This window comes from Pseudomonas syringae KCTC 12500 (genome assembly GCF_000507185.2).
Classification (GTDB): Bacteria; Pseudomonadota; Gammaproteobacteria; order Pseudomonadales; family Pseudomonadaceae; genus Aquipseudomonas; species Aquipseudomonas syringae.
The window spans coordinates 1,085,407-1,097,962 of sequence record NZ_AYTM02000002.1 but is presented as its reverse complement, the minus strand read 5'-3'; the positions used below and the strand labels follow the sequence as shown (position 1 = coordinate 1,097,962).

9 protein-coding genes are annotated in these 12,556 nt (G+C 59.1%); 5 read left to right on the top strand and 4 right to left on the bottom strand.

The genetic code is table 11. The features are described from left to right. Window positions 1–126: 126 nt before the first annotated feature. Window positions 127–324 (bottom strand): hypothetical protein, encoded by a 198-nt coding sequence (locus V476_RS05310; protein WP_002554967.1) that lies wholly within the window; start codon window positions 322–324, stop codon window positions 127–129. Window positions 325–1,182: 858 nt separating this feature from the next. On the opposite strand from V476_RS05310, the gene pcaR reads away from it, so the two are divergent. The 5 genes from pcaR to V476_RS05285 all read left to right on the top strand — a co-directional run bounded on the left by pcaR (window position 1,183) and on the right by V476_RS05285 (window position 6,531). After that, complete coding sequence (gene pcaR / locus V476_RS05305) at window positions 1,183–2,025, top strand: pca regulon transcriptional regulator PcaR (RefSeq protein WP_003363842.1); 843 nt, start codon at window positions 1,183–1,185, stop codon at window positions 2,023–2,025. Window positions 2,026–2,181: 156 nt separating this feature from the next. Beyond that, a complete protein-coding gene (locus V476_RS05300) occupies window positions 2,182–3,039 on the top strand; it encodes a CoA transferase subunit A (RefSeq protein ID WP_003395944.1) in 858 nt (285 codons plus the stop codon). Next, window positions 3,036–3,818: a CoA-transferase subunit beta gene (locus V476_RS05295; RefSeq protein WP_174518584.1), complete on the top strand. Its 783-nt coding sequence runs from the start codon at window positions 3,036–3,038 to the stop codon at window positions 3,816–3,818. The genes V476_RS05300 and V476_RS05295 overlap by 4 nt, the downstream gene beginning before the upstream one ends. Further along, the gene (pcaF, locus tag V476_RS05290; RefSeq protein ID WP_004416333.1) at window positions 3,818–5,017 is read left to right on the top strand and encodes a 3-oxoadipyl-CoA thiolase; all 1,200 of its coding nucleotides are present in this window, start codon (window positions 3,818–3,820) and stop codon (window positions 5,015–5,017) included. Before V476_RS05295 ends, pcaF begins: the two co-directional genes overlap by 1 nt. 212 nt (window positions 5,018–5,229) lie before the next feature. Then, a complete protein-coding gene (locus tag V476_RS05285) occupies window positions 5,230–6,531 on the top strand; it encodes an MFS family transporter (protein WP_003425192.1) in 1,302 nt (433 codons plus the stop codon). A 66-nt stretch (window positions 6,532–6,597) separates the two neighbouring features. On the opposite strand, the gene V476_RS05280 is transcribed toward V476_RS05285, so the two are convergent. Genes V476_RS05280 through V476_RS05270 form a run of 3 tightly spaced genes read right to left on the bottom strand, consistent with a single transcriptional unit; the run spans window position 6,598 to window position 12,353 of the window. Next, window positions 6,598–8,058, bottom strand: coding sequence for an AdeC/AdeK/OprM family multidrug efflux complex outer membrane factor (locus V476_RS05280; RefSeq protein ID WP_024960558.1), 1,461 nt, complete (start codon window positions 8,056–8,058; stop codon window positions 6,598–6,600). Beyond that, window positions 8,055–11,189, bottom strand: a complete 3,135-nt coding sequence (locus V476_RS05275; RefSeq protein ID WP_024960559.1) for an efflux RND transporter permease subunit — start codon at window positions 11,187–11,189, stop codon at window positions 8,055–8,057. The genes V476_RS05280 and V476_RS05275 overlap by 4 nt, the downstream gene beginning before the upstream one ends. A gap of 3 nt (window positions 11,190–11,192) precedes the next feature. Further along, entirely contained in the window at window positions 11,193–12,353 is a 1,161-nt protein-coding gene (locus tag V476_RS05270) for an efflux RND transporter periplasmic adaptor subunit (RefSeq protein ID WP_024960560.1), read from the bottom strand. Window positions 12,354–12,556: the final 203 nt, after the last annotated feature.

Here is a 12,556-nt window from a genome sequence, read left to right as displayed (position 1 = left end):
CGCCTCAAACCAAAAAAAAGACGCATGAGCGCCGCCCCGTTGAATGTTCAATGAGGCAGTAAGGCGTGTAATTCCGGGGGCTGAAAGTCAGAAACGTATCGGGCAGGGATCATCGGCCCTGCGCTGTCATGGCTCTTCTTTCAGGCCTTCTTCCATTTTTTGCAGTTCTTGCTTGAACGCCTGGTCCAGCAGGCTGGCTCTTTTGCGCCAAGGCTTGCGTTCCGGTTCAGGTTGCGCGGCGTAGGTGGTGATTTCACCGCCGTAGACATCCTTGTAGCGTTGTTCCTGGCGCTCAAGTTCCGCGCGCAGTTCATCTTTAGTCACTTTAATACCTGATCGAGTCGAATGGGCTCTGGCGATGACGCAAAACATTGCAAGTATGTTCACTCCAGTCTGGCTGTATACCAACTACAGTCAGCGGCCTGTTCGGGCGATTGCGCGAAAGGGTTACTGGACATGCCTGTTGTTGTCTGCGGCTACGTGCACCAGAGAGAAACACCTGTCGTAGCGACACACGTTTGATTTCAAGCACAGGGCTTGCGCTGGCAGGCTTGCTGATGGTCTCGCTGCGATGGTGCACCGTGACAACGCTTCGACAGGACAGTCGAGGCAGAAATCGGGTCAATGGATCAATCGTTGCGAGGGTATTGCCAACCAACTGACAGATACTATCTCCAAGAACTTCTGCTACGTCAACAACAGAGGTTGAATGAGTTCACATGTCTGGTTTTTTTGTACGATTGTTCCGAAGTTTCAGTGAGCCATTTATATGACATAAGTTTTATAAAACAGTTTTCACGTTCCACGACAAAATGTTGGCGAAGAAATTCACTGTCTTTTATATGCAGGATGTGTGGAGTCGCGTGGCAGGCACCGACCGAGAACGGGATGAAGAGGAGGGTGTCGCGAGCATCGGGCACGAGGGATGCGCCTGAGTAATGAAAACGGCCTTGCTTGGTGAGCAAGGCCGCTGCCTTGGACTTCTCAGTGGGTACCTGACCAGTATTTCCAAGAAGTCACTTCGTGGCAGAGGTAAAGGTATAAGTATATTTACATGGGGTCAATTGCGATTATCGGCCACCTGTTCGATAATCGCACAACTGAGGGCGGGCTTCGCTCCCCTGAAAAGAGCTGAAACCTACGGTTTACAGGGCCTGAAAGGCAGTTACATAAGGTGTTTCAATGAACGACGAACTGCGTAAATCTTTTGCCTCGTTGGCACCGCCCATCGTGGCGTCGCCCGCAAAGCGCATTCAGGCGCTGACCGGTGACCCGGATTTCATGACCTCGCTGGCGCGCGGGCTGGCCGTGATTCATGCCTTTCAGGAGCGTAAGAGACACCTGACCATTGCGCAGATCAGCCACCGCACCGAGATCCCCCGTGCGGCAGTGCGTCGTTGTCTGCACACCCTGATCAAGCTCGGTTATGCGACCACTGACGGCCGTACCTACTCGCTACTGCCCAAAGTATTGACGCTGGGCCACGCCTATTTGTCATCGACGCCACTGGCAACGTCATCGCAGCCTTATCTGGACCGTATGAGCGACCAGCTGCACGAGGCGTGCAATATGGCGACTCTGGAAGGCGACGACATTCTTTATATAGCGCGCTCTGCGACCACGCAGCGACTCATCTCGGTCGACCTTTCCGTGGGCGGTCGTCTTCCCGCGTACTGCACATCCATGGGCCGCATTCTGCTGGCCGCACTGGATGACGTGTCGCTGCATGAATACCTTGACCATGTCGATCTGCAGCCCAAGACCAGCCGCACCATTCGCACGCCGGAGGCCTTGCTCGAATGTCTGCAACTGGTTCGGCAACAAGGCTGGTGCATTGTCGATCAGGAACTGGAGCAGGGGCTGCGTTCGATTGCCGTACCGGTCTATGATGCGTCGGGTCAGGTGCTGGCTGCGCTGAATGTCAGTACCAGCGCCGGACGTGTGGCACGCAGCGAGCTGGAACAGCGCTTTCTGCCGATCATGCTCGATGCCAGTCGCGACCTGAGTACGCAGCTATTTACCTGACGTTGCCGTATTTTAGACGGATTGAATTCGTTCGATTACCGAACGTTTAGTCGATTATCGGATTGTTTGCCTTCTTGCTCAGGCATAACCTCATTTTCATTCCGGCGCAGGTCTTCGCGCTGATCATTGAACGTGATGTTGGGTTCGGAGCACCTCATGGCAGACATTCTTTCTCTACGCGATGCGGTGAAGCAACTGGTCAACGATGGCGACACCGTTGCGCTGGAAGGCTTCACGCATCTGATCCCCACGGCCGCTGGGCATGAAATCATCCGTCAGGGTAAAAAAGACCTGACCCTTGTGCGCATGACGCCCGATCTGATCTACGACCAGTTGATCGGTGCCGGCTGTGCGAAGCGGCTGATTTTCTCGTGGGGCGGCAACCCTGGCGTTGGCTCCTTGCACCGTTTGCGCGATGCCGTTGAAAAGCAGTGGCCGCGCGCGATGGAAATTGAAGAGCACAGCCATGCCGACCTCGCCAACGCTTATGTAGCGGGCGCGTCCGGTCTGCCGTTCGCGGTGCTGCGCGCCTACGCCGGGTCCGACCTGCCCAAGGTCAACCCGCTGATCAAGACGGTCACCTGCCCGTTCACCGGCGAAGTGTTGGCAGCGGTGCCTTCGGTACGTCCCGACGTAACCGTGATTCATGCACAGAAAGCCGACCGCAAGGGCAACGTGCTGTTGTGGGGCATTCTCGGTGCGCAGAAAGAAGCCGCACTGGCTGCGAAGCGTTGCATTGTGACGGTGGAAGAAATCGTCGATGACCTCAAGGCGCCGATGAATTCCTGCGTGCTGCCGACCTGGGCGCTGAGCGCGGTGTGCTTGGTGCCAGGCGGCGCGCATCCGTCTTATGCGCATGGCTACTACGAGCGTGACAACCCGTTCTATCAGGCCTGGGACCCGATCGCCCGAGACCGGGAGACCTTCACGGCGTGGATCGATGAATACATCCACGGCACCGCAGACTTCAGTGAATTCCAGAGCAAGCTGGCTCGCGCTTCGGAGGCCAAATAATGACTTACTCCACCAGTGAAATGATGACCGTTGCCGCAGCCCGTCGCTTGCGTAATGGTTCTGTGTGCTTCGTCGGCATCGGCCTGCCTTCGAAGGCGGCGAACCTGGCACGTCTTACCTCTGCGCCTGACGTGGTGCTGATCTACGAGTCCGGCCCGATCGGTGCCAAGCCCACGGTGTTGCCGCTGTCTATCGGCGATGGCGAGTTGGCTGAAACCGCCGACACAGTGGTCTCCACCAGTGAAATCTTTCGCTACTGGCTGCAGGGCGGTCGCGTCGATGTCGGCTTTCTCGGCGCGGCGCAGGTCGACCGTTTCGGCAACATCAACACCACCGTGGTCGGCGATTACCACCATCCAAAAGTGCGTCTGCCGGGCGCCGGTGGTGCGCCGGAGATCGCCGGGTCGGCCAAGTCAGTGCTGATCATTCTCAAGCAGTCGGCGCGTTCGTTCGTCGACAAGCTGGACTTCATCACCTCGGTCGGCCATGGCGAAGGTGGCGACTCGCGCAAACGCCTGGGCCTGCCCGGTGCCGGCCCAGTGGGCATCATCACCGACCTGTGCATCATGGAGCCGGAAGCCGGCACCCACGAGTTCGTCGTGACCACGCTGCACCCTGGCGTGACCCGCGAGCAGGTCATTGCTGCAACCGGCTGGGAGGTCCGCTTTGCCGACACCGTTGTTGTGTCCGAAGAGCCCACTGACGTCGAGCTGACGGCGCTGCGTGATCTGGAAGCACGAACTGCCGCGGCTCATGGTCAGGTCGCAGGAGAAGCGTGATGCGTGATGTATTTATTTGCGATGCGATTCGTACGCCCATCGGTCGCTTTGGTGGTGGGTTGTCTTCGGTGCGTGCAGACGACCTGGCTGCGGTGCCGATCAAGGCGTTGATGGAGCGCAACCCTTCGGTCAACTGGGAAGAGATCGACGAAGTGTTCCTTGGCTGCGCCAATCAGGCCGGTGAGGACAACCGCAACGTTGCGCGCATGGCCGCACTGTTGGCCGGGCTGCCGGAAAGTGTACCGGGCGTCACCCTCAATCGTTTGTGTGCGTCCGGGATGGACGCCATCGGCACCGCGTTCCGGGCCATCGCTTCCGGTGAAATCGAGCTGGCCATCGCCGGAGGCGTCGAGTCGATGTCCCGCGCGCCCTTCGTGATGGGCAAGGCCGATGCCGCGTTTTCGCGCAACATGAAGCTGGAAGACACCACGATCGGCTGGCGCTTTATCAATCCGGCGATGAAAGCGCAGTACGGCGTCGACTCAATGCCCGAAACGGGCGACAACGTTGCAACCGACTTCAGGATTTCTCGAGCCGATCAGGACGCTTTCGCCCTGCGCAGCCAGCAACGCACTGCCGTTGCCCAGGCTGCGGGCTTTTTCGAGGAAGAGATCGTGCCGGTGCGAGTCGCGCACAAAAAGGGCGAGACCCTTGTCGATAAGGATGAGCATCCGCGTGGCGATACCAGTCTGGAAACCCTGAGCAAACTCAAGCCGGTCAATGGCCCGGACCGCACGGTGACTGCCGGTAATGCGTCCGGAGTCAACGACGGCGCTGCTGCGCTGATTCTGGCGTCGGCCGAGGCGGTCAAAAAGCATGGCCTGACGCCCCGCGCCCGCGTGCTCGGCATGGCCAGCGCGGCGGTTGCACCTCGGGTGATGGGCATTGGCCCGGTGCCTGCGGTGCGTAAACTGGTCGAGCGGCTGGGCCTGGCGGTGACCGATTTCGATGTCATCGAACTCAATGAAGCGTTTGCCAGCCAGGGGATTGCGGTGCTGCGCGAACTGGGTCTGGCGGACGATGCGCCGCAGGTCAATCCCAACGGCGGGGCAATTGCCCTCGGTCATCCGCTGGGCATGAGCGGCGCGCGGCTGGTGCTGACGGCACTGCATCATCTGGAGAAAACCGGCGGGCGCAGAGGCCTGGCAACCATGTGCGTCGGCGTCGGGCAGGGGCTTGCGCTGGCCATCGAGCGGTAAGCCCTCCCGCTTCAACCTGTTGTCCAGCAACCCGGATCGTTTGTCAGCCTCCACGAAAAGGCAGGCCGATGATCCGGGTTGTTGTTCGTCTGGACGCCCGGATTCTCAACGATCCCGCTATTCCAGTCGGCTGAATTGGCCTGACTTATTGTGCTCGATTAAAGACGGTGTTACAGATTGTTTCTTATGGACAGTTCTGCTTGGGGAAAATAATGACTACAACATCAAAAGCACCGCATTACACCGGCGAGGAGCGAAGCAAAAGAATTTTCGCCATTGTCGGCGCCTCATCCGGCAACCTGGTCGAATGGTTCGACTTTTATATCTACGCCTTCTGCGCGATTTATTTCGCACCGGCTTTCTTCCCTTCCGATGATCCGACCGTTCAGTTGCTCAACACCGCAGGTGTATTTGCCGCTGGCTTTCTGATGCGTCCGATTGGCGGCTGGCTGTTTGGTCGTGTCGCAGACAAACATGGCCGCAAGAACTCCATGCTGATTTCGGTCACCATGATGTGTGCCGGATCATTGATCATCGCCTGCCTGCCGACCTATGCCTCGATTGGCGCCTGGGCGCCGGCCTTGCTGTTGATGGCGCGCCTGCTGCAAGGCCTGTCGGTGGGTGGCGAGTACGGCACCACGGCCACTTATATGAGTGAAGTGGCGCTGCGCGGCCAGCGCGGCTTTTATGCTTCGTTTCAGTACGTCACCCTGATCGGCGGGCAATTGCTGGCGGTGTTGACGGTGGTCATCCTCCAGCAATTCCTGACCACCGAAGAACTGCGTGACTACGGCTGGCGTATCCCCTTCGTGATCGGTGCTGGCGCTGCGGTCATCGCCTTGCTGTTGCGTCGCACCCTCAATGAAACCACCACGGCCGAAAGCCGGCAGGACAAGGACGCGGGCAGTATTGCGGCACTGTTCAAGCATCATGCTGCTGCCTTCATCACAGTGCTGGGCTACACCGCCGGTGGCTCGCTGATTTTCTATACCTTCACGACCTACATGCAGAAATACCTGGTCAACACCGGGGGCATGGAAGCCAAGACCGCCAGCTACATCATGACCGGTGCGCTATTTCTGTACATGTGCATGCAGCCGTTCTTCGGCATGCTCGCGGACCGCATTGGCCGTCGCAATTCGATGCTCCTGTTCGGCGCGCTGGGTACGCTGTTCACAGTGCCGATCCTGATGACGCTCAAGACCACCACCAACCCGTTTATTGCCTTTGTGCTGATTACCCTGGCGCTGGCGATCGTCAGCTTCTACACCTCGATCAGCGGGCTGGTCAAAGCCGAGATGTTTCCGCCTCAGGTTCGTGCGCTGGGCGTGGGTCTGGCGTACGCGGTGGCCAACGCAATGTTCGGCGGCTCGGCTGAGTGGGTTGCACTGAAACTCAAGAGTGCCGGAATGGAAAACAGCTTTTACTGGTACGTGACGGCCATGATGGCGGTAGCGTTCCTGTTCAGTCTGCGTTTGCCCAAAGAGCCTAAGTACCTGCATCAGGATCATTGATCGCAGGTGTGTGCCGGCCACAAAAAAACCACCTGATCAGGTGGTTTTTTTGTCTGCCGCTGTCAATCAGAACAGCTGAACCGAAGGCTTCTCCTTGGAGATGGTTTCGGTCTGTCCGGTTCTTTCATACCAGCCGCCGCCGAGGGCCTTGTACAGGTTGACCTCGCTGGTCAGCTGCGACAGGCGATCGGTGATCAGTGTTTGTTGCGCACTGAACAGCGAGCGCTGGGCGTCGAGGAAGGTCAGGTTGCTGTCGATGCCGATCCGGTAGCGACGCTCGGCCAGACGGTAGTAATCCTGGTTGGCCGCGACGAAGTCACGTTGCGCCTGGAGCTGCTCGTCATAGGTCTTGCGCGAAGCCAGACCGTCGGACACTTCCTGGAAGGCGGTCTGAATCGCCTTCTCGTAGTTGGCGACGCTGATTTCCTTCTGGATTTTCGAGTAGTCCAGGCTGGCGCGCAGGTTGCCGGCGTTGAAGATCGGGATGTTGATGCTTGGCTGGAACAGCCACGCGCCCGATCCGCCCTTGAACAGGCCGGACAGCTCGCTGCTGCTGGTCCCGGCACTGGCCGTCAGGCTGATGCTCGGGAAGAACGCTGCACGTGCCGCGCCGATGTTGGCGTTGGCCGCCTTCAGTGAGTGCTCGGCTTCCAGAATGTCCGGACGACGCTGCAGCAGGTCGGACGGCAGGCCTGCCGGCATTTCGGTCAGCATGTCGGAATCGAGCAAATGGCTGGCCGGCAGGTTGTCAGGCAGGCTGGTGCCGAGCAGCAGCACCAGGCTGTTCTGATCCTGGGCAACCAGGCGCTGATACTGGGCCAGTTTGGCGCGCGCGCTTTCAACGGCGGTGCGTGACTGGCTCAGGTCCAGTGCCGAAGACACGCCGACTTCGCTGGCGCGCGAGGTCAGACGGAAGCTTTCTTCGTAGGTCTTCAGGGTGTCCTGCGTCAGCTTGAGCAGTTCCTTGTCGGCCTGCCAGGTCATGTAGGCATTGGCAACGCTGGCCACCAGACTGATCTGGGTGCTGCGACGCGCTTCCTCGCTGGAGAAGTAGGTCTCCAGCGCCTGCTCGCTGAGGCTGCGTACCCGGCCGAAGAGGTCCAGTTCGTAAGAGCTGACACCCAGGGTGGCCGAGTAGCTGCTGGTGATGCCGGGCTGACCGGTTTGCGACTGGTCACCCGGTACACGCTGACGTGAGCCGCTACCCGTGGCCGAAACGGCAGGGAACAGGTCCGAGCGCTGGATACGGTACTGGGCGCGGTAGGCGTCGATGTTCAGCGCCGCAACCCGCAGGTCACGGTTGTTGAGCAGTGCAGTCTGAATCAGCTGTTGCAGCGCCGGGTCATTGAAGAAGTGCCGCCAGCCTTGTTCCGCGGCGGCCATTTTGGCGCCTTCGACCGGCGAGTACGCCGGCCCTTGCGGATATTGTGCCGCGACCGGTGCTTCCGGCTGCTTGTAATCGGGGATCAAAGAGCAGCCGCCGAGAATGAACGCGGTAACTGCAAGTGAGATCAATGACTTGCTCATTGGCCAGCCTCATCGTGTGAAATATGTTTCTGCTTGCTCTTGAAGAGCCCTGAAACCGTTACGAAGAACAGGGGCACCCAGAAGATCGCCAGAATAACTGCGGTGATCATACCGCCAATTACGCCAGTACCGATCGAATGCTGACTACCCGAACCTGCGCCCGTGGAAATCGCCAGCGGTACGACGCCGAGGATGAAGGCCATGGAAGTCATGATGATCGGGCGCAGACGCATGCGGCAGGCCTCGATCGCCGCGTCCACCAGGCTCTTGCCCTGTTCGTGAAGCTCTTTGGCGAACTCGACGATCAGAATGGCGTTTTTCGCCGCCAGACCCACCGTCACCAACAAGCCGACCTGGAAGAACACGTCGTTGGACAGACCGCGCAGGCTGGTTGCCATTAATGCACCGATAACCCCCAGTGGCACCACGAGGATGACCGCGATGGGAATCGACCAGCTTTCATACAGCGCCGCCAGACAGAGGAACACGACCAGCAACGACAAGGCATACAGGGCAGGGGCCTGCGAACCGGGAAGGCGTTCCTCGTAAGACAGACCGGTCCACGAGATGCCGATGCCCTGCGGCAGCTTCTTGGCCAGCGCCTCGACTTCGTTCATCGCGTCGCCGCTGCTGTAACCAGGGGCTGGAGTACCGAGCACTTCCTCTGCCGCCACGCCGTTGTAGCGTGACAGTTTCGGCGAGCCGTAGGACCATTTGCCGCTGGCGAAGGCCGAGAACGGCACCATCTCACCCGCGCTGTTGCGCACGTACCATTTCTTCAGGTCTTCAGGCGTCATACGCGCACCTGCATCGCCCTGGATGTACACCTTCTTCACACGGCCACGGTCGATGAAGTCGTTGACGTAGCTGCCACCCAACGCGATGGACAGTGTGTTGTTGATGTCCGACAGGGTGATACCCAAAGCGCTGGCGCGCTCGTCGTCAATGATCAACTGGTACTGCGGTTCGTCGTTCAGCCCGTTGGGACGCACACCCGCCAGAATCTTGCTCTGTGCGGCCATACCGAGGAACTGGTTACGCGCTTCCATCAGCTTGTCGTGACCCACGCCGCCTTGATCCTGCAAGTAAACATCGAAGCCGGTGGCGTTACCCAGTTCAAGTACCGAAGGCGGGACGACCGCAAACACCATCGCGTCGCGCAGGCTGAAGAAATAGCCCTGAGCCCGCTTGGCCAGTTCGAAGACGCTGTTGTTGGAATCACGCTCCTCCCACGGCTTGAGCATCACGAACGCAATCGCCGAGCTTTGACCGCGGCCTGCGAAGTTGAAGCCGTTTACCGAGAACACCGACTTCACTGCGCCGCTTTCCTTGGTCAGCAGGTACTCACGCATCTGATCGATGACTTCCTGCGTACGCTCGGTCGAGGAGCCGGCCGGTGTCTGGATCTGGGCGAAGATAACGCCCTGGTCTTCATCCGGCAGGAACGCAGCCGGAATACGCATGAACATGAACACCATGCCCGCGCAGATCAGTATGTAACCCAGGTACGCAGGCCACTTGTGCTTGAGCATGTTGCCGACGCCGCGCTCGTAACTCAGAACGCTACGGTCGAAGGTACGGTTGAACCAGCCGAAGAAACCACGTTTCGGTTGCCCGTGCTTCTCGTGATCGATGGGCTTGAGCATGGTGGCGCACAGCGCCGGGGTGAAGATCAGCGCAACCACGACCGACAGGGCCATGGCCGAGACGATGGTGATCGAGAACTGCTTGTAGATCACCCCGGTGGAGCCACCGAAAAACGCCATTGGCAATAGAACCGCCGACAGCACCAGGGCAATACCGACCAGTGCGCCCTGAATCTGTGTCATGGATTTGATCGTGGCGTCGCGCGGGGAGAGCTTTTCCTCCTCCATGACCCGCTCGACGTTTTCCACCACCACAATCGCATCGTCCACCAGCAAGCCGATGGCCAGCACCATACCGAACATGGTCAGGGTGTTGATGGTGAAACCGAAAGCCGCGAGGATGCCGAACGTACCCAGCAAGACCACCGGAACCGTCATCGTGGTGATGATGGTTGCGCGGAAGTTCTGCAGGAACAGGTACATCACCAGGAACACCAGCACGATCGCTTCGATCAGGGTGTGCACCACGCCGTTGATCGATTCGCTCACCACCGGTGTGGTGTCATACGGGTACACGACTTTCATGCCAGGCGGGAAGAATGGCTCCAGCGACGAAACGGTCGCGCGGATGGCCTTGGCGGTGTCCAGTGCGTTGGCGCCGGTGGCGAGCTTGATCGCCAGACCGGAAGCCGGTTTGCCGTCGAACTGCGAATCGGTGCTGTAGTTCTCTGCGCCCAGGCCGACTGTAGCGACGTCTTTCAGGCGAACCTGTGAGCCGTCGGTGTTGACCTTGAGGAAGATATTGCCGAACTGCTCGGCGGTCTGCAGGCGGGTCTTGCCGATGATCGTAGCGTTCAACTGCTGGCCGCTGATCGATGGCAGGCCGCCCAACTGGCCGGACGACACCTGAACGTTCTGCGCGGTGATCGCGTTTTTCACGTCTACCGGGGTCAGCTGGAAGTTGTTCAGCTTGGCCGGGTCCAGCCAGATACGCATGGCGTACTGCGAACCGAACACCTGGAAGTCACCCACACCGGAGGTCCGGGAGATCGGGTCCTGCATGTTCGACACAATGTAGTTGGCCAGGTCTTCCTTGCCCATGCTGCCGTCTTCCGACACCAGACCGATCACCATCAGGAAGTTCTTCACTGCCTTGGTGACGCGGATACCCTGTTGCTGCACTTCCTGTGGCAGCAGCGGGGTCGCGAGGTTGAGCTTGTTCTGCACCTGGACCTGCGCCGTATCCGGGTTGGTGCCCTGATTGAAGGTCGCCGTGATGGTCATGCTGCCGTCGGAGTTACTTTCCGAGCTGACATAACGCAGGTTATCGATACCGTTGAGCTGTTGCTCGATCACCTGGACCACAGTGTCCTGCACCGTCTGGGCAGACGCGCCCGGATAGGTGACCTGGATACCGATGGCGGGCGGTGCGATGCTCGGGTACTGGTTGATCGGCAGGCTGGAAATCGACAGCGCACCGACCAGCATGATCACGAGGGCAATAACCCAGGCAAAAATGGGTCGATCAATAAAAAATTTCGACATGGGTTACTCCCCTTTGCTGCCTGCGGCTTTATCAGTGGCCGGGGCAGGTGCCGGGTTTGCTCCTTTGACGTTGGTCGCTTCGGCGACTTTCACTTCGGCGCCTGGTTTGACGTACTGCAAGCCTTCGGTGATGACGCGATCACCTTCTTTCAGGCCGTCTTCGATCAGCCAGTCGCTGCCCACGGTGCGATTGGCCACCAGCGTACGCATTTCAACCTTGTTGTCCTGGTTGACTACCATGGCGGTCGGCGTGCCTTTCAGGTCACGGGTTACGCCTTGCTGCGGTGCCAGGATGGCCTTTGAATTGACGCCAGCCTGCAATTGAGCATGAACGAACATGCCCGGCAGCAGACGGTGTTCAGGGTTCGGGAACACCGCACGCAGGGTTACGGAGCCGGTGGTCTGGTCAACCGATACCTCGGAGAATTCCAGTTTGCCTTCCTGGGCGTAGACGCTGTTGTCTTCCAGGGTCAGCTTGACCTTGGCCGCGTTGTCACCGGCTTTCTGCAGCTTGCCGCTATCCAGGTCGCTGCGCAGCTTGAGCATGTCGGCAGATGACTGCACCACGTCGACATAGATCGGATCGAGTTGCTGGATGGTTGCCATCGCGTCGGTCTGCGCGCTGCTCACCAGTGCGCCTTCAGTCACCGCAGAGCGACCGATACGACCGGAAATAGGAGCCAGCACCTTGGTGTAGCGCAGGTTGATCTGGGCGGTCTGCAGGGTTGCCTGAGCTTCCTGGGTGGATGCCAGCGCCGTGTCGTACTCCTGACGGCTCACTGCCTGCTCGCTGACCAGTTGCTTGTAGCGATCGGACATCGACTTGGCGGACTGCAGGGTGGCCTTGGCGCTGTTGGCGTTGGCTTCATAGACAGCCGGATCGATCTGGTAGAGCTGCTGACCGGCTTTGACATCGCCACCTTCGGTGAACAGACGCTTGAGAATGATGCCGTTGACCTGAGGGCGAACCTCGGCAACGCGGAATGCGGTGGTGCGACCCGGCAGCTCGGTGGTCAGGGTATACGGCTGTGCTTTGATGGTAACGACGCCTACCTGAGGGGTTTGCGCAGGCGGGGCGGCCTGTTCCTTCTTGCCACAGCCACTGAGCAGGGTTGCCAGGGCGATGGCAGTGACCAGAACGGTAACAGCTGGCTTGAATTGCATGAAGATCCTCGGGGCAGGAGCCTGTTTTCTCAACAGTACGTTGAAGTGTTAAAAAATATTTCGGCTAGATAAGTAGCATGCTAAGGAATATACTTACATTCGCGGTTGTTTGTAAACACCTGCCGTGCGCATTCGGCCAGTATTCAGGGAGCCGGGAGCCAATTCGGGACAAGGCGAGACAAATGCCGCCCGGTCATATCTCG